The sequence below is a fragment of the Flavobacterium sp. genome (assembly GCF_044339515.1).
Taxonomy (GTDB): domain Bacteria; phylum Bacteroidota; class Bacteroidia; order Flavobacteriales; family Flavobacteriaceae; genus Flavobacterium.
In genome coordinates, this window is sequence record NZ_JBIIVK010000003.1 from 24,052 (window position 1) to 50,579 (window position 26,528).

The 26,528-nt window shown below is 33.5% G+C and carries 27 protein-coding genes; 20 read left to right on the forward strand and 7 right to left on the reverse strand.

The genetic code is table 11. From position 1 onward, the window contains the following. Positions 1-41: 41 nt before the first annotated feature. Positions 42-1,019, reverse strand: coding sequence for a pyruvate dehydrogenase complex E1 component subunit beta (locus tag ACIQ0M_RS01315; RefSeq protein ID WP_396148929.1), 978 nt, complete (start codon positions 1,017-1,019; stop codon positions 42-44). Positions 1,020-1,280: 261 nt separating this feature from the next. Here ACIQ0M_RS01315 and ACIQ0M_RS01320 point away from each other — a divergent pair, with 261 nt between their 5' ends. The 6 genes from ACIQ0M_RS01320 (at position 1,281) to ACIQ0M_RS01345 (ending at position 6,676) form a co-directional block, all read left to right on the forward strand. Further along, a complete protein-coding gene (locus tag ACIQ0M_RS01320) occupies positions 1,281-2,027 on the forward strand; it encodes an electron transfer flavoprotein subunit beta/FixA family protein (protein ID WP_396148931.1) in 747 nt (248 codons plus the stop codon). A gap of 73 nt (positions 2,028-2,100) precedes the next feature. Beyond that, a complete protein-coding gene (locus ACIQ0M_RS01325) occupies positions 2,101-3,069 on the forward strand; it encodes an electron transfer flavoprotein subunit alpha/FixB family protein (protein ID WP_396148933.1) in 969 nt (322 codons plus the stop codon). 127 nt (positions 3,070-3,196) lie between these two features. Continuing rightward, positions 3,197-3,820 carry a bifunctional nuclease domain-containing protein gene (locus tag ACIQ0M_RS01330; protein ID WP_396148935.1) on the forward strand — a complete coding sequence of 208 codons (624 nt, stop codon included), beginning with the start codon at positions 3,197-3,199 and terminating at the stop codon, positions 3,818-3,820. Positions 3,821-3,845: 25 nt separating this feature from the next. Further along, positions 3,846-5,504 carry a NupC/NupG family nucleoside CNT transporter gene (locus ACIQ0M_RS01335; RefSeq protein ID WP_396148938.1) on the forward strand — a complete coding sequence of 553 codons (1,659 nt, stop codon included), beginning with the start codon at positions 3,846-3,848 and terminating at the stop codon, positions 5,502-5,504. Between the two features lie 3 nt (positions 5,505-5,507). Next, entirely contained in the window at positions 5,508-5,855 is a 348-nt protein-coding gene (locus ACIQ0M_RS01340) for a hypothetical protein (protein ID WP_396148940.1), read from the forward strand. Then, positions 5,852-6,676 (forward strand): thymidylate synthase, encoded by an 825-nt coding sequence (locus ACIQ0M_RS01345; protein ID WP_396148942.1) that lies wholly within the window; start codon positions 5,852-5,854, stop codon positions 6,674-6,676. Before ACIQ0M_RS01340 ends, ACIQ0M_RS01345 begins: the two co-directional genes overlap by 4 nt. Before the next feature lie 59 nt (positions 6,677-6,735). Here ACIQ0M_RS01345 and ACIQ0M_RS01350 read toward each other — a convergent pair whose 3' ends face one another. Beyond that, the gene (locus ACIQ0M_RS01350) at positions 6,736-7,032 is read right to left on the reverse strand and encodes an isoamylase early set domain-containing protein (RefSeq protein ID WP_396148944.1); all 297 of its coding nucleotides are present in this window, start codon (positions 7,030-7,032) and stop codon (positions 6,736-6,738) included. Positions 7,033-7,282: 250 nt separating this feature from the next. Between ACIQ0M_RS01350 and ACIQ0M_RS01355 the strand changes: the two genes are divergently transcribed. After that, a complete protein-coding gene (locus tag ACIQ0M_RS01355; RefSeq protein ID WP_396148946.1) occupies positions 7,283-7,615 on the forward strand; it encodes a 2TM domain-containing protein in 333 nt (110 codons plus the stop codon). 16 nt (positions 7,616-7,631) lie between these two features. Beyond that, on the forward strand, positions 7,632-8,114 hold the full coding sequence (locus tag ACIQ0M_RS01360; protein ID WP_396148948.1) for a dihydrofolate reductase: 483 nt from the start codon (positions 7,632-7,634) through the stop codon (positions 8,112-8,114). Positions 8,115-8,166: 52 nt separating this feature from the next. On the opposite strand, the gene ACIQ0M_RS01365 is transcribed toward ACIQ0M_RS01360, so the two are convergent. Beyond that, the gene (locus ACIQ0M_RS01365; protein ID WP_396148950.1) at positions 8,167-8,505 is read right to left on the reverse strand and encodes a hypothetical protein; all 339 of its coding nucleotides are present in this window, start codon (positions 8,503-8,505) and stop codon (positions 8,167-8,169) included. A 175-nt stretch (positions 8,506-8,680) separates the two neighbouring features. On the opposite strand from ACIQ0M_RS01365, the gene ubiE reads away from it, so the two are divergent. Further along, positions 8,681-9,412, forward strand: a complete 732-nt coding sequence (gene ubiE, locus ACIQ0M_RS01370) for a bifunctional demethylmenaquinone methyltransferase/2-methoxy-6-polyprenyl-1,4-benzoquinol methylase UbiE (RefSeq protein ID WP_396148952.1) — start codon at positions 8,681-8,683, stop codon at positions 9,410-9,412. Position 9,413: 1 nt separating this feature from the next. Continuing rightward, positions 9,414-10,115, forward strand: a complete 702-nt coding sequence (locus ACIQ0M_RS01375) for a porin family protein (RefSeq protein ID WP_396148954.1) — start codon at positions 9,414-9,416, stop codon at positions 10,113-10,115. Here the strand turns inward: ACIQ0M_RS01375 and ACIQ0M_RS01380 are convergent. Beyond that, positions 10,112-10,840: a TrmH family RNA methyltransferase gene (locus ACIQ0M_RS01380; protein ID WP_396148956.1), complete on the reverse strand. Its 729-nt coding sequence runs from the start codon at positions 10,838-10,840 to the stop codon at positions 10,112-10,114. The two genes, ACIQ0M_RS01375 and ACIQ0M_RS01380, sit on opposite strands and share 4 nt — an antisense overlap. 36 nt (positions 10,841-10,876) lie before the next feature. Between ACIQ0M_RS01380 and ACIQ0M_RS01385 the strand changes: the two genes are divergently transcribed. The 4 genes from ACIQ0M_RS01385 (at position 10,877) to ACIQ0M_RS01400 (ending at position 16,141) form a co-directional block, all read left to right on the forward strand. Then, positions 10,877-13,432 carry a BamA/TamA family outer membrane protein gene (locus ACIQ0M_RS01385; protein ID WP_396148958.1) on the forward strand — a complete coding sequence of 852 codons (2,556 nt, stop codon included), beginning with the start codon at positions 10,877-10,879 and terminating at the stop codon, positions 13,430-13,432. Between the two features lie 116 nt (positions 13,433-13,548). Then, positions 13,549-14,616 carry a class II fructose-bisphosphate aldolase gene (gene fbaA, locus ACIQ0M_RS01390; protein WP_396148960.1) on the forward strand — a complete coding sequence of 356 codons (1,068 nt, stop codon included), beginning with the start codon at positions 13,549-13,551 and terminating at the stop codon, positions 14,614-14,616. A gap of 39 nt (positions 14,617-14,655) precedes the next feature. Beyond that, the gene (gene accD / locus ACIQ0M_RS01395; RefSeq protein WP_396148962.1) at positions 14,656-15,510 is read left to right on the forward strand and encodes an acetyl-CoA carboxylase, carboxyltransferase subunit beta; all 855 of its coding nucleotides are present in this window, start codon (positions 14,656-14,658) and stop codon (positions 15,508-15,510) included. A 94-nt stretch (positions 15,511-15,604) separates the two neighbouring features. After that, positions 15,605-16,141: a hypothetical protein gene (locus tag ACIQ0M_RS01400; RefSeq protein WP_396148964.1), complete on the forward strand. Its 537-nt coding sequence runs from the start codon at positions 15,605-15,607 to the stop codon at positions 16,139-16,141. Between the two features lie 66 nt (positions 16,142-16,207). Here the strand turns inward: ACIQ0M_RS01400 and ACIQ0M_RS01405 are convergent, their stop codons facing one another. Further along, the gene (locus tag ACIQ0M_RS01405) at positions 16,208-17,461 is read right to left on the reverse strand and encodes an ABC transporter permease (RefSeq protein ID WP_396148966.1); all 1,254 of its coding nucleotides are present in this window, start codon (positions 17,459-17,461) and stop codon (positions 16,208-16,210) included. 247 nt (positions 17,462-17,708) lie between these two features. Here ACIQ0M_RS01405 and purH point away from each other — a divergent pair, with 247 nt between their 5' ends. Genes purH through rodA form a run of 6 tightly spaced genes read left to right on the forward strand, consistent with a single transcriptional unit; the run spans position 17,709 to position 24,800 of the window. Next, positions 17,709-19,235: a bifunctional phosphoribosylaminoimidazolecarboxamide formyltransferase/IMP cyclohydrolase gene (gene purH / locus ACIQ0M_RS01410; RefSeq protein ID WP_396148968.1), complete on the forward strand. Its 1,527-nt coding sequence runs from the start codon at positions 17,709-17,711 to the stop codon at positions 19,233-19,235. Between the two features lie 56 nt (positions 19,236-19,291). Next, a complete protein-coding gene (locus ACIQ0M_RS01415; RefSeq protein ID WP_112084823.1) occupies positions 19,292-20,320 on the forward strand; it encodes a rod shape-determining protein in 1,029 nt (342 codons plus the stop codon). 53 nt (positions 20,321-20,373) lie between these two features. Then, complete coding sequence (gene mreC / locus ACIQ0M_RS01420; protein ID WP_396148970.1) at positions 20,374-21,198, forward strand: rod shape-determining protein MreC; 825 nt, start codon at positions 20,374-20,376, stop codon at positions 21,196-21,198. Then, entirely contained in the window at positions 21,191-21,697 is a 507-nt protein-coding gene (locus ACIQ0M_RS01425; RefSeq protein WP_396148972.1) for a rod shape-determining protein MreD, read from the forward strand. The genes mreC and ACIQ0M_RS01425 overlap by 8 nt, the downstream gene beginning before the upstream one ends. Then, entirely contained in the window at positions 21,694-23,547 is a 1,854-nt protein-coding gene (gene mrdA / locus ACIQ0M_RS01430) for a penicillin-binding protein 2 (protein WP_396148974.1), read from the forward strand. The genes ACIQ0M_RS01425 and mrdA overlap by 4 nt, the downstream gene beginning before the upstream one ends. Further along, a complete protein-coding gene (gene rodA / locus ACIQ0M_RS01435) occupies positions 23,547-24,800 on the forward strand; it encodes a rod shape-determining protein RodA (RefSeq protein ID WP_396148976.1) in 1,254 nt (417 codons plus the stop codon). The genes mrdA and rodA overlap by 1 nt, the downstream gene beginning before the upstream one ends. Position 24,801: 1 nt before the next feature. Here rodA and ACIQ0M_RS01440 read toward each other — a convergent pair whose 3' ends face one another. After that, positions 24,802-25,638 carry an endonuclease/exonuclease/phosphatase family protein gene (locus ACIQ0M_RS01440; protein ID WP_396148978.1) on the reverse strand — a complete coding sequence of 279 codons (837 nt, stop codon included), beginning with the start codon at positions 25,636-25,638 and terminating at the stop codon, positions 24,802-24,804. Positions 25,639-25,640: 2 nt separating this feature from the next. Beyond that, on the reverse strand, positions 25,641-26,456 hold the full coding sequence (locus ACIQ0M_RS01445) for a DNA/RNA non-specific endonuclease (RefSeq protein ID WP_396148980.1): 816 nt from the start codon (positions 26,454-26,456) through the stop codon (positions 25,641-25,643). Between the last annotated feature and the right edge of the window lie 72 nt (positions 26,457-26,528).

A 26,528-nucleotide genomic window follows, 5' to 3' on the forward strand; every position in this document is an offset into this window, starting at 1 on the left:
ATAACGCGTTGATGAAGTTTCAAATATAGTTTTTATTTTGATTATTTATACAAAACCTTTTTTACTGCTTTAATTACATCATTTGAATTAGGCAACCATTCTTTTAATAACGAAGGCGAATAAGGTGCCGGAGTATCTGCTGTTGTAATACGTTGAACAGGAGCATCTAAATAATCGAAAACTCTTTCTTGTACCATATAAGTAATCTCCGAAGCAACGCTAGCAAACGGCCAAGCCTCTTCTAAAACAACTAAACGGTTAGTTTTTTTAACCGATTTTAAAATGGCATCATAATCCATCGGACGAACCGTTCTTAAGTCGATGATTTCACATGATATTCCTTCTTTTGCTAATTCATCAGCTGCTATGTATGCCTCTTTAATGATTTTTCCAAAGGATACAATGGTTACATCTGAACCTTCTCTTTTTATATCTGCTACACCAAGTGGAATAGTATATTCTCCTTCCGGAACTTCCATTTTGTCACCATACATTTGTTCAGACTCCATGAAAATGACAGGATCATTATCACGAATTGCCGATTTTAATAATCCTTTTGCATCATAAGGATTGGATGGAACGACAACTTTTAGTCCAGGTGTATTAGCAAACCAATTTTCAAAAGCTTGCGAGTGCGTAGCGGCTAATTGTCCGGCAGAAGCAGTTGGTCCTCTGAAAACCATCGGCATGGGAAATTGTCCGGCTGACATTTGACGCATTTTAGCTGCATTGTTTATAATTTGATCAATTCCAACCAAAGAAAAATTAAAGGTCATAAATTCTACAATCGGACGACAGCCGTTCATTGCTGAACCTACAGCAATACCGGCAAAACCAAGCTCTGCAATAGGTGTATCGATTACTCTTTTTGGACCAAACTCATCCAACATTCCTTTTGAAGCTTTGTAAGCTCCATTATATTCTGCTACTTCTTCACCCATTAAATAAATGCTTTCGTCACGACGCATTTCTTCGCTCATGGCCTCACAAATTGCTTCTCTGAATTGAATTGTTCTCATATTTATATTTTCTTAAGTCTTTTTATCGAAAGGCAAAAATAAAAATTAAAAATCACTTAAATGCATATTTTGAGAGTAAAATAGTTGACAATTTTTTGTGTTATTTTAATTCAGATTTCGCATTAGTTGAGAGAAAAAAATTAAAAAACAATTATAACACCCTACGAAAACGATATAATACTGAAAAAATATTATGCACGCATACTAAAATTCGAAAATTTATTTGTACTTTCGTACCGAAAAATAATTTAAACCTATTATATGAAAATATTAGTTTGCATCAGTCATGTACCTGATACTACTTCAAAAATTAATTTTACAAACGGCGATGCTGAATTTGACAGCAACGGAGTGCAATTTGTTATCAACCCGAATGATGAATTTGGTTTAACCAGAGCCATTTGGTTTCAAGAGCAACAAGGAGCAAACGTAACTGTTGTTAATGTTGGCGGGACTGATACAGAGCCTACCTTGAGAAAAGCATTGGCAATTGGAGCAAATGAAGCAATTCGTGTAAATGCCAATCCAACTGACGGTTTTTTTGTTGCCAAACAATTAGCGGATGTAATCAAACAAGGTCAATATGATTTAGTGATTTGCGGTAAAGAATCTTTGGATTATAATGGTGGAATGGTTCCCGGAATGATTGCAGGTCTATTGGGTTACAATTTTGTAAACTCATGTATTGATGTAAAAGTTGATGGTTCTTCAGTCAAAGCAATCAGAGAAATTGATGGTGGAAAAGAAACTATTTCAGCTTCTTTACCTTTAGTAATTGGTGGTCAAAAAGGATTGGTTGAAGAAAAAGATTTGAGAATCCCCAACATGAGAGGAATTATGACTGCACGTACAAAAGTTCTAACCGTTTTAGAACCGATTGGAGCTAATGTGAACACAAAAGCGGTAAAATTTGAAAAACCGGCTCCAAAATCAGCAGTAAAATTAGTAAGTGCTGATAATTTGGATGAATTAGTAAGTTTGTTACACAACGAAGCTAAAGTTATCTAGTAGCCAGTGTTCAGTTTTTAGTGTTCAGACACTTAAGCTCATAAACCATTATTAAACTTTAAAACAAAAAATTATGTCATTATTAATATATGCAGAATCGGCAGATGGAAAATTAAAGAAAGTAGCTTTTGAATTAGCTTCCTATGCCAAAAAAGTAGCTGAATCATTAGGAACAACTGTAACAGCAGTTACCGTAAATCCTGGCGATGTTTCAGAATTATCAAAATATGGAGTAGACAAAGTATTGAAAGTAACAAACGATAAATTAGCCACTTTTAATGCAAAAGCTTATGCAGATGTAATCAAACAAGCTGCTCAAAAAGAGGGAGCAAAAGTGATAGTGCTTTCCTCAACTACAGATAGCATTTATTTAGCCCCATTTGTTGCTGTTGGATTAGAAGCAGGTTTTGCTTCAAATGTGGTTGGATTGCCATTGAGTACTTCGCCTTTTCAAGTAAAAAGAAATGCTTTTTCAAACAAAGCATTCAATATCACCGAAATTTCTACAGATGTAAAAGTACTAGGTTTGGCTAAAAACTCGTATGGATTAGTTGAAAGTAATTCAACTTTGTCCACAGAAGATTTTTCTCCCAATTTAAATGATGCTGATTTTAATGTAAAAGTTGAAAACGTAGAAAAAGTAACCGGAAAAGTAACCATAGCTGATGCAGAAGTTGTAGTATCAGGTGGTCGTGGTTTGAAAGGTCCTGAAAATTGGGCTTTAGTGGAAGATTTAGCAACTGTTTTAGGTGCTGCAACTGCTTGTTCAAAACCGGTATCTGATTTAGGTTGGAGACCTCACAGCGAGCATGTTGGACAAACCGGAAAACCAGTAGCGACTAATTTATATATAGCCATTGGAATTTCTGGAGCTATTCAGCATATTGCCGGAATTAATTCATCAAAGGTTAAAGTAGTAATCAACTCTGATCCGGAAGCACCATTCTTTAAAGTAGCCGATTATGGTGTAGTTGGTGACGCTTTTGAGATTGTTCCTAAATTGACTCAAAAATTAAAAGATTTTAAAGCTCAAAATTCATAATTTTTTATAAATTGTGCCCTTATTGGGCTATCTAAATTGAGATAGTTGTATCTTTGTTTAGATAGCCCTTTTTTTTATTACTAATTAAGCATAAATGCCTTATTTTTAGTGCATTACAACATCAAATATGAGTCTTGTTAAACTAGCCATAAAAGGAATTTCTTACAGCCAAACCCAAAACGGTGCTTACGCATTGATTCTAAACGAAGTAGATGGAGAGCGAAAATTACCCATTGTGATCGGTGCTTTTGAAGCTCAATCGATTGCTATTGCTTTGGAAAAAGAAATAAAACCTCCTCGCCCACTCACGCATGATTTGTTTAAAAATTTTGCCGACAGATTTGATATTGTGGTGAAGCAAGTGATTATTCATAAATTAGTGGATGGTGTTTTTTATTCCAGTATCATTTGCGAACGTGATAAAATTGAAGAGATTATAGATGCTCGTACTTCCGATGCTATTGCATTGGCTTTACGCTTTAATGCTCCCATTTTTACATACAAAAATATTTTAGATAAAGCAGGGGTTTATCTAAAAGGCAACTCTATGGAGCCAGATAATCCTAACGAAGACAACGATGGCGTTTTAAGTTCGCCTGAAACATTTGGTTCTGAAGAAGCTACACCGAAAGACAATTATAGTGGAAAAAGTGTTCAAGAACTTTATGAGCTTTTAAACGAAGCGGTGCAAAACGAAGACTACGAAAAAGCTGCCAAGATTAGAGACGAAATTTCGAAAAAGGAATCTTAAATAAACAATCCCATTTTTATAAAATATGTATAAAAAAATAATAGTACTTACACTAACCTTGTTGTTTTCACTTGGTTTTAATGCTCAAGAAATAGAAAAAAAATGGCAACTGAGCTCTTCTGAATCGGATTACTTAGAATTAAAACAGGGCAGTTATGAACTTAAAATCAGTTCAGATAGTCTTACACAGAAAGGAGATTATTTAGTACAAGACAACTACCTTTTTTTATTTGAAAACGGTGCTGATGCTCCAACGAAACGATTCACAATTACTGCAAAATCAGATTCGCTTTTGACTTTAAAATCAAAAGACAAAGCCTATTCCTTTTTTTCATCCAATAAAATAAAACCGGTTCAAAGTCAAGCAAAACTCATTGCCAGTGAAGGTTTTTCAATGACTAGTTTATGGAAAGGAATATTAGGAATGCTATCCCTTTTAGCTTTAGCCTATGTGTTCAGTTCAAATCGAAAGGGCATTAATTGGAAAACGGTTGGAATTGGGATTTTCGCTCAGTTAATCTTAGCTATCGGAGTACTAAAAATTACTTTTGTTAAGAATATATTTGAATTTGTTGGTGGATTATTTGTGAAAGTATTAGACTTTACAAGAGCCGGAAGTGAATTTTTATTAGGCGGAATGATGAATGTAGATAATTTCGGGTTTATCTTTTTGTTTCAGGTTTTGCCAACCATCATTTTCTTTTCAGCACTAACTTCTTTATTATTCTATCTAGGAGTAATACAAATTGTAGTAAAAGGGCTAGCTATGCTTTTAACCAAAATTTTGAACATTTCGGGTGCCGAGAGTTTATCAGTAGCCGGTAACATTTTTTTGGGACAAACCGAAGCTCCACTAATGATTAAAGCCTATTTGGAGAAAATGAATAAAAGTGAAATTCTTTTAGTGATGGTAGGCGGAATGGCCACAGTTGCAGGAGGTGTATTAGCCGCTTACATAGGTTTCTTAGGAGGAAATGATCCCGTTTTACGATTGGAATTTGCCAAGCATTTACTTGCGGCATCTGTTATGGCTGCTCCCGGAGCTATAGTTGTTTCTAAAATTTTATATCCTCAGACAGAATCCATTGATACCAATGTAGAAGTTTCCAAAGATAAAATTGGTTCAAATATCCTTGATGCTATTGCTACTGGAACAACTGAAGGTTTAAAACTAGCGGCCAATGTTGCAGCGATGTTGTTAGTATTTATTGCTTTTATTGCAATGATTAATTACGGATTAGGCAAAATCGGTAGTTTAACCGGATTAAATGATGTTATCGCAGCAAACACACCTTATTCAAAATTCTCCTTAGAAACTATTTTAGGAATTGTCTTTGCTCCCTTAATGTGGTTAATTGGGGTTGCTCAAGAAGATGTCATGTTAATGGGTCAATTGCTTGGAATTAAATTGGCAGCTTCGGAATTTGTTGGTTACATTCAATTAGCAGAATTGAAAAATGCAGCCAATGCCATTCATTTTACGTATGATAAATCAGTTATTATGGCAACCTATATGTTATGTGGATTTGCCAATTTTGCATCGATCGGAATTCAAATTGGAGGAATTGGCTCATTAGCACCCGGACAACGTAAAACACTTTCTGAATTTGGTTTAAAAGCGGTGATTGGCGGAAGTATTGCATCTTTGTTGTCGGCGACTATTGCAGGGATGATAATTGGATAGATTATGACACATCATTTTATTTGTAATCATTGCAGGCATGAAAATAAAATTTCTATCAGTGAAAGCGATAGAGGAACATATCAAATGCAAAATGGTGATTTTAAAGACACTACTTGTTCTAATTGTTTAAGAAAAGAAAAAACACACATAAATGATATTTTTGGTAAAGTATCTAAAACTTTAATATTATCTAGCTTTTTTACAAGTATTGTAATTGCTGTAATTTTATTTTTTACTTTTAGAAATATTATAATCATTTCATCTGAAATTATAGGAATTCCTACACTATTGTTTTTTTACGAAAATAATTTAGTTAAATCGTTTAATGTTTATAGAATCAGAAAAAAATGAAGCAGTATCACGACCTAGTCAAACACGTTTTAGAAAACGGAACGCAAAAAGGCGATCGAACAGGAACAGGAACCATCAGTGTTTTCGGTTATCAAATGCGTTTTGATTTAAGTGAAGGTTTTCCGATGGTGACAACCAAAAAACTACATTTAAAATCGATTATTTATGAGTTGTTATGGTTTTTGAAAGGCGATACTAATATCAATTATTTAAAAGAAAACGGAGTAAAAATTTGGGACGAATGGGCCGATGAAAATGGTGATTTGGGTCCTGTTTACGGTTATCAATGGCGAAATTGGAACAGTGAAGAAATTGATCAAATTACTGAATTAATAGAAACGTTAAAGAAAAATCCAAATAGTAGAAGAATGTTGGTTTCCGCTTGGAATCCTTCAGTTTTGCCGGATACTTCTAAATCATTTGCAGAAAATGTAGCCAATGGAAAAGCAGCACTTCCACCCTGTCATGCCTTTTTTCAGTTTTATGTAGCCGATGGAAAATTAAGTTGTCAATTGTATCAACGCAGTGCCGACATCTTTTTAGGTGTTCCTTTCAATATTGCATCGTATGCTTTACTAACCATGATGATCGCACAAGTTTGTGATTTACAACCGGGTGATTTCATTCACACTTTTGGTGATGTACATATTTATAACAACCACATAGAACAATTGGAATTACAACTTTCACGTGAGCCAAGACCGTTACCAAAAATGGTTTTGAATCCGGAAATTAAAAATATTTTCGATTTTACGTTTGACGATTTTACGTTGGAAGGATATGATCCGCATCCGCATATTAAGGGTGCAGTAGCTATATAAAAATAAAAAAATCCGTTCGATTAAAATCAAACGGATTAAATCTTTTTAAAAAACTAAAATTAAACCGCTACAACACTATTTTCAGCAGCAGCAAAATCATTCCATTTGTAAGCATCCGCTTGATCATCGTTTACGAATTCTCCATCAACTAAATAACGGAATTCATAGGAGTTAGAAGCCGGTAATTCAAATGTAGCTTTGAAAGTTCCGTTTTTTAATTTGCTTAATTCTCCTTCTTTCGGATTCCAATTGTTGAAGTCACCAACAACAGCAGCAGTAGTTGCTTCTTTTGCATCGATTGAAAAAGTTACTTTACAAACCGGTTTAGTTTTTATAAATTGTTTCTTAATTGCCATAACTATCTAATTTTTAGAATTATGCTACAAAGAAACAAACAGAATAATGAAAATCAAATAGTTAGCACTACTTTTACCATATTGCTAATAACCCTGCTCAAAAAAAGTAAATTTGCTAATTTATAACTACTTCATTTGCAATTATTAAAATAGGAAAACGGTTTCGTATTTCATTATATGTAATTTCATTTTTTTATTTTTCAAAAAAATAATACCTTTCAGAACCAAAAAAACAATAAAAAAGACCATTATGAACACAGAGCAACACGAACAATATGAATATGCTCGGCGGAGAATCAAACAGAAAAAAAGATTGTACTATCATTTTGTTTTGTTTTTGATTGGTAGTTTGTTCTTTCTATTGATTGAAAAACTCTTTGACATTCAACCTTTTGAAGGATGGTATTTATGGGCTGTGACCATTTGGTTTTTTCTTTTTATACTCCATTTTATTAAAGTCTATATTACTGACAGGTTTATGAATAAGGAATGGGAACGTGAACAGATTGAGCGTTTAATGGCCAAACAAGAACAACGCATCAAACAATTGGAACAAAAAATAGAAAAAGAAACTAAATTCTAAAAAAAGAAATTTAATCATGATTATAATGATTGCTGCTGCGGCAGAAAACAATGCCTTAGGAAAAAATAATGATTTGGTTTGGCACTTACCGGATGACTTTAAACGTTTCAAAGAACTGACTTCCGGTCATTATATCGTAATGGGAAGAAAAACATTTGAAAGTTTTCCTAAACTTCTTCCAAATCGAACTCATATTATTGTTACAAGACAGAAGAACTTTCAACCAGAACATTGTATTGTAGTTGACAGTATTGAAAAAGCTCTCGAATTTGTTCCCGAAAATGAAGATGCATTTATTATTGGTGGCGGAGAAATTTACAAACAATCGCTTGACTATACTGATGTCATTGAACTTACTCGCGTTCACAGCTCTTTTGATGCAGATACCTTTTTTCCAGAAATTAATCCTGATCATTGGCAATTAGTAGAAGAAGAATATCATCCTAAGGATGAAAAACATTTAGTAGATTTTACTTATCAAACCTACATTCGAAAATAAAAAAACATCCCAAAAGGGATGTTTAGAATCAATGCGTCATGTTTGAATTGGCCTATTCAAGCATCAGTATCTGATAACTTAATATAAAAATTACCACTGCCAGAAATACTCCAGAAATGAAGATAACGACATTGGCAAACCTTTGAGAATACATCTCAAAGAAGCCTTTAATACCAAATACCACAAAGGTACTAAAAGCGAAAAAAACTAAAATTTCCAAAAACAAATTTAACCCTAAGAACGTTTGTGGCACCCCAACTTCAGTATTGCTCATTAAAGCAACACTGTCGATACTGCTAACAAGAAAAAATGTGATAACTAGTGCCAATAGTACCCACTTCAGTTCAGCCTTGATAATTTTTGACAACATGATGTGTAACATTTGATTCATGTGGTAAAATTGCACATTATCAAACACATATACAATACCCACTTCTAGTGATTTTTTTTATATCACTAAAAACAGTGATATTTTGTTTACTCTTTATGTAAATAAATTAAACAAATTAAATCATTCAACTATTGTCATCCTAGCAGAATAGTTTATATTTGCCTAAAAATAATGTATGTCGAAACCAGTAACACCTTATAAAGATTCCACATTAGGTAAAAAAGAGCAAGTTGCACAAATGTTTGATACCATTTCGGGCAATTATGATGGACTAAACCGTGTAATCTCTTTTGGCACTGATGTAAAATGGCGTAAAAAAGTGCTGGCTATGGTAGCTGCAAAAAAACCGGATACAATTCTTGACATTGCAACAGGAACCGGTGATTTAGCTATTTTGATGACAAAAACCGATGCTAAAAAAATTGTTGGTTTAGATATTTCTGCTGGAATGCTCGATGTAGGAAGAAAAAAAATCGAACAAAAGAAACTCTCAAATAAAATAGAAATGGTTTTAGGTGATTCTGAAAACATTCCCTTTGAAGACAATTCTTTTGATGCCATCACAGTTGCTTTTGGTGTTAGAAACTTTGAAACCTTGGAAAAAGGGTTGGCAGAAATTCTGAGAGTTTTAAAACCAGATGGAATTTTTGTCATTTTAGAAACTTCTGTTCCAAAGAACTTCCCATTTAAACAAGGTTATTATTTTTATACCAAAAATATTTTACCATTAATCGGAAAACTATTCTCTAAAGATAATTCTGCCTATTCTTATTTATCAGAATCAGCATCTGTTTTTCCGTTTGGAGAAGCTTTAAACAATATTTTGAGAAAAGTTGGGTTTATAGACGTAGCAGCGATGCCACAAACATTTGGTGTTGCCACTATTTATTCAGCATCAAAAAAGTAAAATGAGAACAGTTTTTTTTGCCATACTATTTTTTTTAAGTATCCATTCGAATGCACAGTTTAGTGGAATTTTTGGGAAAGATCCAATTATTCATCTTGAAAATTTTGATAAACAACGGGTGCATTGGGGCTATTTTTTAGGCTTTAATTCCTATGACTTTAAAATAGATCAAAACCGCATCACTGAAGAAATTTTGTCTGAAACCACCACCGGATTTAATGTTGGATTGGTGGGTGATTTGCGTTTACACCAAAATATAAACTTACGATTTGAACCTGGTTTATATTATACACAGCGAAATTTAACTTTCCCCAATTTTGAAAATCAATTTGATGCCATGCGGGAAGTAAAATCAACTTACCTTCACTTTCCTCTGCTTTTGAAATTTTCTTCGCAACGATTAGGAAATATCAGACCATATTTGGTTGGTGGTGTTTCAACGGCATTAAATCTTTCCAGTAACGCGAATGCTCAAGATGATAATTCTAATAATCGTTTCCGAATGACCAAATGGACAAATTTTTATGAGGTTGGCTTTGGAATTGACATCTATTTAGAATATTTTAAATTCTCCCCTTCAATTAGAGGTGTATTTAGTTTTAACGATGAGTTGATTCGGGACAATGACCCAAATAGTCCATGGACATCATCGGTAGACTCCATGAAAACAAGAGGTTTTTTTGTGAACTTCACATTCCATTAAAGATTTCTCCGAAATTCACTTAAGAGAATTGCAGTAGCAGTAGCTACATTCAAGCTTTCTGCTTTTTGAGTTTTTCCAAAACGTGGAATACTAATTTTATGCTGAATCAAAACATCAATCTCTGCACTAATTCCGTTGGCTTCATTACCCATAATTAAAACAGCGTCATTTGGTAAAGGAGAATCATAAACAACATCTCCATCCATAAAGGCTCCATAAATGGGCTGATTTGTGTTCTTTAAATAGTTTTTAAGCGATGTATAAACCACATTCACTCTTCCTATTGAACCCATGGTCGCCTGAATTACTTTTGGATTATATACATCAACAGTTTCTTCGGAACAAATCAATTGATCAATACCAAACCAATCGCATAATCGGATGATAGTTCCCAAATTCCCGGGATCACGTATATCGTCTAAAAGCAAAGTTAAACCTTCATATTTTATTGGTTTCGAAGGAGATATTTTAAAAACCGCCAAACAAGTATTAGGTGTTTTTAAACAACTTATTTTTTTTAAATCCGCTTCTGAAATTATCTCCGGTCTAACTTTATTATTCAATTGTAAAGTCGCATCTGTGGAATAAAATTCCTGAATTTCATAATGTGATTGGAACAATTCTTGAATTACTTTAAAGCCTTCGGCAATAAAAAGTTCATGTTCGGTTCTAAACTTTTTTTGTTGCAAGGCCGTAATTCGTTTAATTTGGTTTTTACTAACCATAAAATAATGTACTTTTGAACTAAATTTCTAATTCAATTGAAAAAGATTTCCGCAAAAATATCATTAATAATTTTAATTGCACTGTTTTTTTATGCCTGTAATTCTGTCAAAAGAGTTCCGGAGGGAAAAAACTTACTCGCCAAATCAGAGATAATTGTTGACGGAAAAAAAGTTAAAAACGAAGACATTACCGAATTGTTATCTCAAAAAACAAACACTCGGTTTTTAAATTTACCTTTCAGTTTATATCTTTACAATTGGGCCAAACCGGATCACGATTCGTTATTTGCTGAAAAATTTATCAAAGATTCCATACGATTTAACAGAACTTCAAAGTTCTTATCTTCCAAACAAGTCTATCGCTTAGGCGAATCATTTTGGTACTCAGGCATTCATAATTTTCTGGAAAACACCGGTGAAGCACCGGTAATCTTGGATGAGACCAAAATAAAAAAATCGATTACAAAACTAAAAGCATATTATTTTAATGAAGGCTATTTTAAAGTAAATGCAACAGCAAGCATTGATACGATTGGTAAAAAGAAAGCATCAACAACTTACACAGTTAATCTTGGAACTCCTTATATTCTCGACAGTATAAATCGCAAAATTTCTTCTCCCGTTATTGATTCATTATACAAACGAACGGAACAATTATCCGTTATCAAAACCGGACAACAATATAAATCTGATAATTTTGAAGAAGAAAGAAACCGATTAACAAATTATTTTCGCAACAATGGTGTGTATAATTTTCAACAGAATTATATCAATTTTGATGTCGATACTATCAAAACAGGTAATAAAGCAAATATAGATTTATTAATAAGTGATTATTCTTATCGCGATGGCGACTCAATTGTTACCACACCATTTAAAGTGTATAAAATTAGTGAGGTAAATATTTATACCGACAATCCATCCTCAAAAAATAAAGTAAAAATTGCCGACAGTGTTGTTTACAACAATTACAACCTTTACAGTATTGACAAATTAAAATACAGACCAAAAGCAATTACCGATGCTGTCTTTATAAGTAAAGGTGGAACTTATGCCGATTACAGAAACAACTTAACTTCTCGATCGTTAAATAATTTTAAAGTATTTAGCTATCCTTCCATTCAATATGAATTAGACCCAAACGATAGTTTATCCGGTTCCTTAATTGCTAACATTTACCTGAGTCCGAGAAAAAAATACAGTTTTGGTGCGTCATTTGATGCTTTACACTCCAATATTCAGGACTTCGGTTTAGCAGGAAATACATCATTTTCTATACGAAATATTTTCAATGGTGCAGAAACTTTAGAAATAGCGGCTAGAGGAAACATTGGCTCTTCACAAGATTTGGCGAATCCGGATAATACTTTTTTCAACATTTCAGAATACGGTGCTGATATGCGTTTAAACTTTCCAAGGCTCTTCTTCCCTGTAAAAACAGATAAAATCATCTCAAAAGAAATGATTCCATCAACTCAAATCAGTTTAGGTTTTGCCAAACAACAAAATATTGGTTTGGATAAAGAAAATTTCACCGGCTCACTCACCTACAATTGGACACCTAAACGATATAACTCCGTTCGATTTGATTTACTCAACATCCAATATATTAAAAACATAAACGTAAATAATTATTTTAATGTTTACCGTTCTTCTTATGAAGCGTTGAATGATATTGCTCAAAATTATACATTGGATCCGGAATATTTAAATGACGATGGTAACTTAAAAATCCCTTTCGGAACAAACGGTTTTCTCGATGATGTTTTAATCAATGAGCCGGGCATTGATCCATCTGAAACTGATTTTAATACCATAAGAAGTATAAATGAGCGAAAAAACAGGCTAACAGAAAACAACCTAATTATTGCATCAACTTATAGCTTTTCTAAAACTACAAAAACCAGTCTGTTAGACAATAATTTTTATGTTTTAAGGATTAAAGGCGAATCAGCCGGAAATATATTATCCCTTGTTGCTGATGCATCCAATCAACCTACAGGTCCGAATGGGAATAAAACTTTTTTTGACATTGAGTTTTCGCAATATTTAAAAGGTGAATTTGAATTTATCAAACATTTTGATTTGAGGAACAACATGGTTTTTGCAACCAGAACATTTTTCGGAATCGCCATTCCTTTCGGAAATTCAAACAGTATTCCGTTTTCACGTAGTTATTTCGGTGGAGGCTCTAATGACAATAGAGCTTGGCGTCCCTACGGGCTTGGTCCGGGAAGCAGTGGAAATCAAAATGATTTTAACGAAGCCAACATGAAAATTCTGGTGAATGCTGAATTCCGTTTTAAAATGTTCGGAAAGTTACGAGGTGCACTTTTTGTAGATGCCGGAAACATTTGGAACGTTTTGGATAATGTGGAAGATGAAGATTTTATTTTTGATGGTTTAGATTCTTTAAAAGATATTGCGGTAGGTTCCGGTTTTGGTATTCGATATGATTTCGGATTTGTGGTAGCCCGTTTCGATTTTGGATTCAAAACCTACAATCCGGCACACGAGGAAGGCAAAAGATGGTTTAGAGAATACAACTTCAGCAATACGGTTTTCAATGTGGGAATAAATTACCCTTTCTAAAACGTTATCGTATTTTTTTTAGAAATTCAATCCCAAACACATCGATTTTATAGTCAATAATTTTTTGTTCACTCGATTAATTCTTATTTTTGTAACTTAACTAATATTTAAGCAAAATGGCACACAACATAAAACCGGGCGTTGCAACCGGAGATCAAGTTCAGGAGATTTTTAACTATGCTAAAGAAAAAGGATTTGCTTTACCGGCTGTAAATGTTATCGGATCCAGTACTATCAATGGTGTTTTAGAAACTGCTGCAAAATTAAAAGCTCCGGTGATTATTCAATTTTCGAATGGCGGTGCATCATACAATGCGGGAAAAGGTCTTTCAAATGAAGGTCAACGTGCTGCTATTTTAGGCGGAATTGCCGGAGCAAAACACATTCACACATTAGCTGAAGCCTACGGAGCCACTGTAATTTTACATACCGACCATTGTGCAAAAAATTTATTGCCCTGGATTGATGGGTTGTTGGATGCTTCTGAAAAACATTTTGCCGAAACCGGAAAACCATTGTTTTCTTCACACATGATTGATTTGTCTGAAGAACCTCTCGAAGAAAACATTCATATTTGTAAAGAATATTTGGCTCGTATGAGTAAAATGGGTATGACCTTAGAAATAGAATTGGGCGTTACCGGTGGTGAAGAAGATGGTGTTGATAATTCAGATGTTGATTCTTCAAAATTATATACTCAACCGGAAGAAGTAAGCTATGCTTATGAAGAATTAATGAAAGTGAGTCCGAAATTTACCATTGCTGCCGCATTTGGTAATGTGCATGGTGTTTACAAACCAGGAAACGTGAAATTAACTCCTGTGATTTTGAAAAATTCTCAGGAATATGTTCAGAAAAAATTCAATACAGACTCAAATCCTATCGATTTTGTATTTCATGGCGGATCCGGTTCTACGATTGAAGAAATTAGAGAAGCCATTTCCTATGGTGTAGTAAAAATGAATATTGACACCGATTTACAATTCGCTTTTACAGAAGGAATTCGTGACTATATGGTAAATAAAATTGACTATTTACGCACACAAATCGGAAGCCCGGACGGAGCAGATTCTCCAAACAAAAAACATTACGACCCAAGAAAATGGATTCGCGAAGGTGAAGTTACATTCAACACACGTTTAGAGCAAGCATTCGCTGATTTGAACAATGTGAATACACTATAAAAACTGAATACTGAATACTGAACACTGAATACTTACTATATGGCATGGTTTAAAAGAACAGAAAAAGGAATTCAAACCGCTACGGAGGATAAAAAAGATGTTCCGAAAGGACTTTGGTACAAATCACCAACCGGAAAAATTATTGATCAGGACGAATTAGCCAAAAACCTTTGGGTAAGTCCCGATGATGATTTTCATGTGCGAATTGGCAGTAAAGAATATTTTGAAATACTGTTTGACAATAATGAATTCAAAGAATTGGATGCCAAAATGACTTCCAAAGATCCGTTGCATTTTGTGGACACAAAAAAATATTCTGACCGCTTGAAGGAAGCCTACGATAAAACCGGATTGAAAGATGCGGTTCGAACAGCCGTGGGAAAATCAAAAGGTAAGGATTTGGTGGTTTGTTGCATGGACTTTGCCTTTATTGGAGGTTCTATGGGAGCTGTGGTTGGTGAAAAAATTGCCAGAGGAATCGATTACTCCATCAAGAACAAAGTGCCTTTTCTGATGATTTCTAAATCCGGAGGTGCCAGAATGATGGAAGCAGCCTATTCTTTGATGCAATTGGCCAAAACCTCAGCCAAATTAGCACAATTAGCAGAAGCGAAAATTCCGTATATTTCATTATGTACCGATCCTACCACGGGAGGAACAACCGCTTCTTATGCCATGCTAGGCGATATTAATATTGGTGAACCGGGGGCATTAATCGGTTTTGCAGGGCCTCGTGTTGTGAAAGACACCACCGGAAAAGACTTACCGGAAGGTTTTCAAACTTCAGAATTTTTGTTAGAACACGGTTTTTTAGATTTTATTACCCACCGAAAAGAATTAAAAGACAAAGTGAATCTCTATTTAGATTTAATTTTAAATGAAGATGTTAGATAAAATGAAATCCCGAGGAATCGGGATTTTTTTATGTTGACTATTTTAGTAAATTTATCTTAAAGTTTTATAGTAAATTAACCACACATATTTATTTATGCAACACAAGCATTTAGAACAAAAAATAGCTAAAATAAATTCATTAATTCCAAAACTAGATGACTTTCTACAAAATGGTTTTGATAACGATTATGCTCAAGCATTTATTAGTGATTATATTTTGGAATTTAAAAAAGAGTGCAATGAAACAGAAATTGAATTGTTCGAATTATTTAAATTGAATGTAAAATATAAAAGATTTTCAATTTTTGGAAGTATGATGCTAACCGAATTTGAAGAATATGAAGAGTTTTATAAAATTGGAAATCTTGAGAGTGATTTATTAATTTTGATAAAGTCAACAAAAGAAATAGCCATTTTAGACCATGAACATTTTGAAATTAGAGATTATATTTCAAAGAATTTTGAGGTATTTTTAGATTTGATTCCTGTCTTAATCTCGTATGATAAACTTGGCTATTTAGGAGAAAAATATACAATTGATATAAAAGTTAAAACTTTAAAAGAAATTAAGAAAATTTTGAAAAGTGAAAAATATTATTCCTTTTTTTCATATAGTTTGATGGGAGTCTAAAGAAGCAATTAAACTAATAGACGATATATTCATGACAACTATTACATTAATCAATGAAGTATGTAATTACATCCCACTTCGAATCGCCTCCACCGGATCTAATTTAGAAGCTGAAATCGCCGGAATAATTCCTGCAATCAAACCTATAATTCCTGCTAATCCGGCACCGAGCATCATATTCCAAAAGCTCAATACAAATTCAAAATCCAATACTTTGGATAAAACCATTGCAATGAGCCAAACCATAACCAAACCAATAATTCCACCAATGACAGATAAAATTACTGCTTCAAATAAAAACTGAAACAAAATAAATTTATTTTTTGCTCCTAATGATTTTTGAATTCCAATTAAATTGGTTCTTTCCTTAACAGATACAAACATGATATTGGCAATTCCGAAACCGCCAACCAAAAGTGAAAAACCAGATATAATCCAACCTACAATATTCAATTCACCTACAATTTCATCAATCATATCGGTGAAACCGGAAAGCACATTGATGAAAAAATTATCAATATCAGATGATTTTAAGCCTCTGAAATTCCTCAATTTTTGTGTAATTTCTCCTTTAAAACCCTCCATATCGATACCTTTTTCCGGTTTTATCAAAATTGCCGGTGTAAGCATATCGCTGTTTTCTCCATAAAGTCTTCGAATAAAATTCATCGGAATAAAAACTGCATTATCACGACTATCTCCAAACGTCGAAAATCCCTGCTTTTGAGTAACGCCAATCACGTTAAAACGTTGCCCATACATTCGAACCTTTTTTCCGATGGCTTGCTCCGGACTATCAAACAAACCATTACAAACATCAAAACCCAATATAATCACTCCGGTTCCTGAATTGGATTCCGATTCGTTAAAAAATCTTCCTTGTTCAATTTTTATTCCGTCTATCCCTTCAAACTCATTCGTGGTTGGTGTTACACGAACTGAACTCACCGTTCTTTCTTCAAACTTTATGTTTTCGTTTCGGGTAAAAAGATTAAAAGCTATTTTATCAACGCCATTTAACGAACGTTTCAAATAGTCAAATTCCTCATACGTTACATCGGGAAACTGTTCTCGCTTCCAACCGGGTACTTCTGTAGGTCCAAAAGAAAATCGTAATAAATAAACTGTATTTTTGTCTAAGTCACCTAAATCGCCTTTTATCTTTTGGTCTAAAGAATCCACAGCTGCTAAAACTGCTATGATAGAAAAAATACCAATCGTAACACCCAATAAAGAAAGAAAAGTCCGCAACTTATTGTTTCGCAACGCATTCATTGCAAAATTGAAACTTTCTTTAAGTAAACGGAGGTACAAAAGCATAGAATTCTTTCTTTATTGTAAATATAGTGATTGGTAGTTTAAATTGCTGTTTTGTTACACTAAAAACGGATGTTTTTTGTATTCTGCTTTCTAAATTAATTATGTGGTTAATCGTCACTAAAACTAAAAACAAAATTCTTATAATTTTCGAATAAAAAATAGTAAAAAAAGAAAAAAGTAATCTTGTATTCCTTTGATAGTTAAACAGACAAATAGTACTTTTGCACCTTCAAAAAACAACAACACAATGACAACTACAAAAACCATTCAATCTGCTTTAATTTCAGTGTTTGACAAAACCGGATTAGAGCCAATTGTTCAAAAATTACACAACCATAACGTTACTATTTATTCTACGGGTGGAACCGAAGAATTTATTAAAAACTTAGGCATTCCGGTTGTTCCGGTTGAGGAAGTCACTTCTTATCCTTCGATTTTAGGAGGAAGAGTAAAAACACTTCACCCAAAAGTTTTTGGAGGAATTTTGAATCGTCAAGACAATGTAAGCGATATTGAAGAAATGAAAGCTTTTGAAATTCCACAAATTGATTTAGTGATTGTGGATTTGTATCCGTTTGAAAAAACTGTGGCATCCGGTGCTTCCGAAGCAGACATCATCGAGAAAATTGACATCGGCGGAATTTCATTAATTCGTGCTGCTGCAAAAAATTTTAAAGACACTGTTATTGTGGCTTCTGTGAATGAATACAATTATTTGTTAGATCTAATTTCGTCACAAAATGGTGCTACCACTTTAGAACAAAGACGTCATTTGGCAACCAAAGCTTTTCACGTTTCATCGCATTATGATTCGGCTATTTTTAATTATTTTAACACCGACGAAACGGTTTATAAAGAGAGTATCGAAAATGGTCAAGTACTTCGTTATGGCGAAAACCCACATCAAAAAGGATTTTTCTTTGGTGATTTTGATAAAATGTTCACCAAATTGCATGGAAAAGAATTGTCATACAACAATTTATTAGATGTTGATGCAGCAGTAAATTTGATTTTGGAATTTAAAGAAAATGATCCAACTTTTGCCATATTAAAACACAACAATGCTTGTGGTTTAGCGACAAGAAGTTCTATGAAACAAGCGTATTTAGATGCTTTAGCAGGCGACCCAACTTCTGCTTTTGGCGGAGTTTTAATTGCCAATGGAAAAATTGACAAAGCAACTGCTTTAGAAATCAATCAATTATTTTGCGAAGTTGTCATTGCTCCAAGTTATGATGATGAAGCGGTTATCATCTTACAAGAAAAGAAAAACCGCATCATTTTAGTTCAGCATGAAGTTGAATTACCTGCCAGACAAATTAGAACATGTTTGAACGGATTATTAATTCAAGATAAAAACAACATTACAGACAATAAAGAAGGTTTAAAAACCGTTACCCTAACAACACCTACTCATCAAGAAATTGAAGATTTACTTTTCGCCTCAAAAATTTGCAAAAACACAAAGTCGAATACAATTGTGTTCGCGAAAAACGGACAATTAATTGCTTCCGGAACAGGTCAGACTTCTCGTGTGGATGCTTTAAAACAAGCAATCGAAAAAGCAACTACTTTTGGTTTTGATTTGAAAGGTGCTGTGATGGCAAGTGATGCATTTTTTCCTTTTCCGGACTGTGTAGAAATTGCTCATCATGCCGGAATAACCGCTGTTATTCAACCTGGTGGATCAATTAAAGATGAATTGAGTATCAACTATTGCAACGAAAATAAAATTGCAATGGTATTTACAGGAACACGTCATTTTAAACATTAATTTTTTTACCTTTGTACGTTACAATTTTATAAACCTAATTAACCCTAAACAAACGTATGGGATTTTTTGATTTCATGACCGAGGACATCGCCATTGACCTTGGTACCGCAAATACCTTAATTATTCATAATGATAAAGTAGTGATTGACTCTCCGTCGATTGTAGCTCGTGACAGAATATCGGGAAAAATTATCGCTGTTGGAAAAGAAGCCAACTTAATGCAAGGTAAAACGCATGAAAACATAAAAACAATTAGGCCACTAAAAGATGGTGTAATTGCCGATTTTGATGCTTCTGAAAAAATGATCAGTATGTTTATCAAAAGTATTCCGGCATTAAAAAAACGTTTGTTCACGCCTGCTTTACGTATGGTGGTCTGTATTCCATCCGGGATTACCGAAGTAGAAATGCGTGCCGTAAAAGAATCGTGTGAACGTGTAAATGGTAAAGAAGTGTATTTGATTCACGAACCAATGGCAGCAGCAATCGGTATCGGTGTTGATATTATGCAACCAAAAGGAAACATGATCGTAGATATCGGTGGTGGAACAACTGAAATTGCCGTAATCGCTTTGGGAGGAATCGTGTGTGACAAATCGGTTAAAATTGCCGGTGACGTTTTTACAAATGATATTGTTTACTACATGCGTACACAACACAACTTGTTTGTAGGAGAAAGTACCGCAGAAAAAATAAAAATTGAAATTGGTGCCGCTATTGAAGAGCTAGACACACCACCAGATGAAATGTCGGTACAAGGGCGTGACTTATTAACAGGTAAGCCTAAACAAGTTGATGTTTCTTATCGTGAAATTGCAAAAGCATTAGACAAATCAATACAACGAATTGAAGATGCTGTAATGGAAACTTTATCGCAAACTCCACCAGAATTAGCAGCTGATATTTACAACACCGGAATTTATCTTGCCGGAGGTGGTTCAATGTTACGCGGATTAGACAAACGAATCTCACTTAAAACTGATTTGCCGGTTTATATTGCCGAAGATCCTTTGAGAGCAGTTGTTCGTGGTACCGGAATTGCATTGAAAAACATCAACAAGTTCAGAAGTATTTTAATCAAATAATCAGTTTTACTGATATTTACGCTAACGGAATTACGAATCTGAATCACTGAAACATGCAGCAGATATTTACTTTTATCATAAAAAACAGTACACGACTACTGTTTTTGTTGCTTTTAGTGATTTCGTTATCGCTTACTATTCAATCCCATTCATACCATAGAAGTAAGGTAATAAATTCGGCTAATTTTATTACCGGTGGTGTTTATGAACGTATTAATTCCGTAAATGAATATTTGAATTTAAAAACGGAAAATGAAGGTTTAGCCAACGAAAATGCTCGTTTAAAAAGCTTACTTTATAACAGAAAAGATACTACCAAAATCATTGATAAAGAATTAATGAGCAGTTTTGGAAACTACAAAGTGATTCAGTCTAAAATCATCAATAACTCCTATAATGTTCACGAAAATTTCTTAACCATTAATTCCGGCACTGCCAAAGGTGTTAAACCTGACATGGGCGTTGTAAACAGTAAAGGAATTATTGGTATTGTTGAAAATACATCAAAAAATTATGCTACTGTAATTAGTATTTTAAATATCAAATCGCAAATTAATGCCAAGATTAAAAAAACTAATCATTTTGGAACCTTAACTTGGAACGGAAAGAATACCGGATATGTTCAGTTAATTGATGTTCCAAGGTTGGCTTCTGTGAAAAAAGGAGATACAATTGTCACCGGTGCACAATCGATTATTTTTCCGGAAAATGTCAATATAGGAATCATTCACAAAATTTATACCGACGACAAAACGAACTATTTTACTATTGATGTAAAATTATTTAACGACATGACGAGCTTGGGTCATGTTTATATTATTGAAAACAAAGACCGTAAAGAAATTTTAGAATTAGAAAATCAAAACCTAGATGAATAGTACGGTAATCCTCAATATCATTCGTTTTGTATTGCTGATTTTGGCTCAGGTTGCTATTTTTAGTAAAATCAATTTTTTGGGATACATCAATCCTTATCCCTACATTCTATTCATTTTACTTTATCCCGTTAACGGAAACAAAAACGGACTTTTACTAGCCAGTTTTCTATTGGGAACTACTATGGATATGTTTAACAATTCCGGCGGTGTTCATGCAGCATCTTGTTTAACATTAGCTTATCTTAGACCATCCTTTTTTAAATTTTCGTTTGGTTTGAGTTATGAATACCAAACTGTAAAAATTAACGAACGGCTCACTCCTGAACGATTTTCATTTTTGTTAATATCCGTTTTAACACACCACATCATCTTTTTTTTACTGGAAATATTCCGATTTAGTTTTTTCTGGGATATATTGCTTAGAACCATTTTGAGTACTATCTTTACACTGATACTTTGTATTTTACTCATCTATATGTTTAAGCCCGCTAAAAATTGAGAAAAGCTATATTACCATCTCTGATAATCTTTGTAACAATTGCCATTTTGGCAAGGCTATTTTATTTGCAGATAATTGACGACGAATACAAATTAAAATCTGAAAACAACGCGATTAAAATTGTTTATGAATATCCGGAACGCGGATATATTTATGATCGCAACGGAAAACTTTTAGTGGCCAATCAGCCATCCTACGACATTATGGTTGTTCCCAGGGAAATTAAAAACCTTGATACCTTAAAATTCTGTGAATTAGTTGATATTACGAAAGAAGAATTCGATAAAAAACTTAAAAAAGCCATTGTCTATAGTCCGCGACTTCCTTCTGTTTTTTTACCCCAATTAAACAAAAGAGAATATGCCGCTTTTCAAGAAAAAATTAGAAAATTCGAAGGTTTTTATATTCAAAAACGTTCTTTACGGGATTATCAAGTAAGTGTAGGAGCCAATGTTTTTGGTTTTATCACACAAGTTAATCCCGCAATAATTGAGAAAAACCCTTACTACAAAAGTGGTGATTTGATAGGAAAACAAGGTGTTGAAGAGCAATATGAAGAATTCTTAAGGGGAAGAAAAGGTGTAAAATATATCCAACGAGATAAATTCAACAGGGATATTGGTCCTTATAAGGATGGGATTTTTGATACTATATCTAAACAAGGAGACGATGTCACACTTACTTTGGATATCAACATTCAAAAATATGGCGAAGAACTCATGCAAAACAAACGAGGTGGAATTGTTGCGATTGAACCAAGAACAGGTGAGATTTTAGCATTAATATCTGCTCCAACCTATGACCCTGCACTTTTAGTTGGTAGACAACGTTCTAAAAATTATACTGCTTTGTATAACGACAGTATTGCAAAACCTTTGTACGACAGAGGATTATTAGCCGAATATCCGCCGGGTTCTCCGTTTAAAATCTTAACTGCTCTTATTGGTTTGCAAGAAGAAGTAATTGACGAACAGACAACTTTTTTCTGCCGACGAGGATTTAGCTACGGAAACCGATTTATGAAATGCCACGATTCTGGAGGATTTAGTTTGAATGCCGGAATTTACAGTTCATGCAACACCTATTTTGCAAATACTTATAAAAAAATTATTGAAAAATATCCAAAACCGGCTTATGGTGTGGATGCTTGGAGTAATCATTTAAAAAGTTTCGGTTTAGGAAATTTTATGGGCTATGATTTACCTCCGGGACGTAGAGGAAATGTACCAACATCAAAATTATACGATAAATATTACTCTGCCGGCGGATGGAAAAGCACTACGATTATATCAAATTCAATTGGTCAAGGCGAAGTTTTAATGACGCCAATTCAATTGTGCAATGTGATGTGTGCTGTTGCAAATCAAGGCTACTACTATACACCTCACGTAATTAAGAAAATAAAAAATCATACCATCGATAAAAAATTCACTACCAAACATCAAACAACAATTGATAAACAGTATTTCCCGCCTGTGATTCAAGGTTTGTTCGACGTTTATAATAAAGGAACTGCTTCACGACTGCAAGTAGAAGGAATTGAAATTTGTGGAAAAACTGGAACTGCTGAGAACTTTACCAAAATAAATGGTCAACGCGTGCAATTAACCGACCACTCTATTTTTGTGGCCTTTGCTCCAAAAGATAATCCGAAAATTGCTATTGCCGTGTTTGTTGAAAATGGTTATTGGGGTGCTCGAATTGCAGGTCCAATTGCCAGTTTGATGATTGAAAAATACCTTAAAGGAAAAATCACTCGAACTGATTTAGAGAAAAAAATTCTTAACTCTAGTTTAGAAAGTGAATATGCAAAAGTCTTAAGTGGTGAACCCTTTAGAATTAATCTGTAATGAAAAATCAAAGTGTAACCGGAAATTTAGATTGGATTACCGTTTTACTATATTTTACTTTAGTAATAATGGGATGGGTAAATATTTTTTCCACCTCAATTCCTGTTGAATTTATAGAATTTGATTTTAGTGATTTCTATGGTAAACAACTTCTTTTTATCATTTTAAGTATTCCAATAATTATTGTTGTTTTAACGATTGATGCCAAAGTATACGAAAAATTCTCTTTTGTATTTTATATTATTGGAATTGTCTTGCTTCTCGGTTTGTTTGTATTAGGTAAAACCGTAAAGGGTCAAACCAATTGGTATGGAATTGGTTCTTTTAGTTTGCAACCTTCTGAATTTGTTAAAACAGCTACTTCTTTATTAATAGCAAAATTTCTCAGCGATTCTCAGGTTTTTTTAAAAAATACAAGACATCAATTAATTGCATTTGGAATTATTCTATTACCGGTTTTTTTAATTTTATTGCAACCGGATGCAGGAAGTGCTATGATTTTCTTGTCATTGATCTTGGTTTTAAATCGTGAAGGTTTACCGGAATGGTATCTGTGGACCGGTTTTCTAGCTATCATACTTTTTTTTGTAGCCTTACTCATTCAACCCATGTATATTTTAATTGGGATTGTTTTGATTATGATTTTTCATTATTTGAGAGCAAGAAGGGTTGACAGAAATCCATTGGCTTATTTAATTGTTTTTGTTGCCGCGACTTCTTTTGTGCTTTCTGTAGGTTTTGTTTTTGATAATGTGTTAGAACCACATCAAAAAGATAGAATTAAGGTGCTCTTCAGTGATGACGTTGATTTAAAAAATGAAGGATATAACTTAAACCAATCCATGATTGCCATCGGTTCAGGTGGATTAATTGGAAAAGGTTTTATGGAGGGAACGCAGACAAAAGGTGATTTTGTCCCTGAGCAACATTCTGATTATATTTTTACAACTGTGGGCGAAGAATGGGGATTTGTGGGTTCAACAGTTATAATTTTACTGTTTGTGACGCTTTTTCTACGAATAATCTATTTAGCAGAGCAACAAAAGACAAAATTCAGTCGAGTCTATGGGTATTGTGTTGCCACAATTTTATTTACTCACTACTGTGTAAACATTACTATGCTAATCAAACTTTTTCCAACTATTGGAGTTCCACTACCTTTCATTTCCTATGGAGGATCGAGCCTTTGGTCGTTTACAATTTTATTGTTTATCTTTTTAAAATTAGATGCTAATAAAGTGAATGAGTGGTAGTTTATTTTAAAAACTCTAACTCTACAAATACAGGAAAATGATCAGAGGGATATTTACAAGAATAACTATCCGTTAAAACTGCATATTTTTTGACTTCAAAAGATTTTTTTGAAACAAAAATATGATCAATTTCTCTTTCTTTACTAATTGGTTTATGAAAATCAAACGCATTAAAAGTTCCACCGGAGTTATAACTCAACTTGGAAACACTTTTTGAATGAATGTATTGATTAGATAAAAATAAAATAGGCTCAGAATTCGGTTCTAAGTTAAAATCTCCCATAATGACAATCGGATAATCTTTTTTGTTTACCTGTGAAACTTTCTGATGAATCAACTGAGCACTTTTAGCTCGGGCAATTTCTCCCACATGATCAAAATGTGTATTAAAAACCCAAAAAAATTGCTTTGTTTCTTTATTCTTGAATAATCCAAACGTACAAATTCTGTTTAAAGCGGCATCCCATCCTTTTGAAACTTCATAGGGAGTTTCAGATAACCAAAACGTATCAAACTCGATTAATTCATATGTGTTTTTTTTGTAAAAAATAGAACTATGTTCACCTTTTAATACTCCATCTCTTCCCGCTCCAAACGCTTTATACTCCGTTAAAACAGAATCTAAATATTGAACTTGATTTGGCAATCCTTCTTGAATTCCAAAAATATCCGGTTCATAAAATTGAATTAAATCAGAAACTTTTTCTTTTCGATTTGGCCAACTGTTTTCTCCATCACTGTCAATGTCTAATCGAATATTATAGGTCATCACTTTTAACTCTTGACCAAAATTTTCATTTGATAGTATCATCAATAAAAATAATAATGTGTTCTTCATAATCAATTAAAACTCCATGATTTGTAATCCGCATTTTTTTCAATTTGGTTTTCGATTTCATTCGGCAAATGATGAAAGAAATCAATTCCGGTTAACTCCTCCAACTCATCAACAGAAACAACAAACTCATAAAGTGGTCGGTCGCTGTTTTTGTGCGGAACTAAAAAAGCAATTATTCGTGGTTTATCATTTGAAACATCAAATAGAATTTTGTAAAAATAATCCGGAACAGAAACATCTTCTTCACCAATTGTTTTCAAATTAGCATCCAAGATTCCACCGGTGATTACATATAACCCATCATATTTATCGGCCCAATAGCGAACTTTTTGTTCCAAACGATTCCAAACACCAGCATTAAAATCAGCTTTTTGTGGCGAAATATTAGAAGTATAAAACGTTTCATTATAAGCTTGTTTTGAAAACTTCATGTCGCCAGCCGGACACAAATGGCCTTTGTCATAGCCAGAATTTTTATAATTCCGCCAATCTGCTGAACCTGTTTTCACTTTAGGATCTTCAATAAAATAGGGCCTTTTGTAATCATATTTAGAAGAATATGAGGATTTCAATTCATAGGCAACCCATTCAGCCTGCTCGTGTTCTTCATGATAAGAAAGTGCGTAAAAATTGTGGCGAATAACTTGTCCAGTTGTAGAGGTGGGGTAAAAATCGAACTCATTCCAATTTATTTTCGTCAATTCAGTCCTGTCGGTTGAAGCATCAGAACCAGCATCATTTAAAACATAATTATCTCTACATGAAACAGATAAAAATAAAATAAGAATCAATGTTGATACAAAACTTAATTTATACATTTAAAAATTTATTAATTCTAAAAAAACGGGAATGATTATTGCTAACTTTGTAAATGTATTAAAAAAGTTACT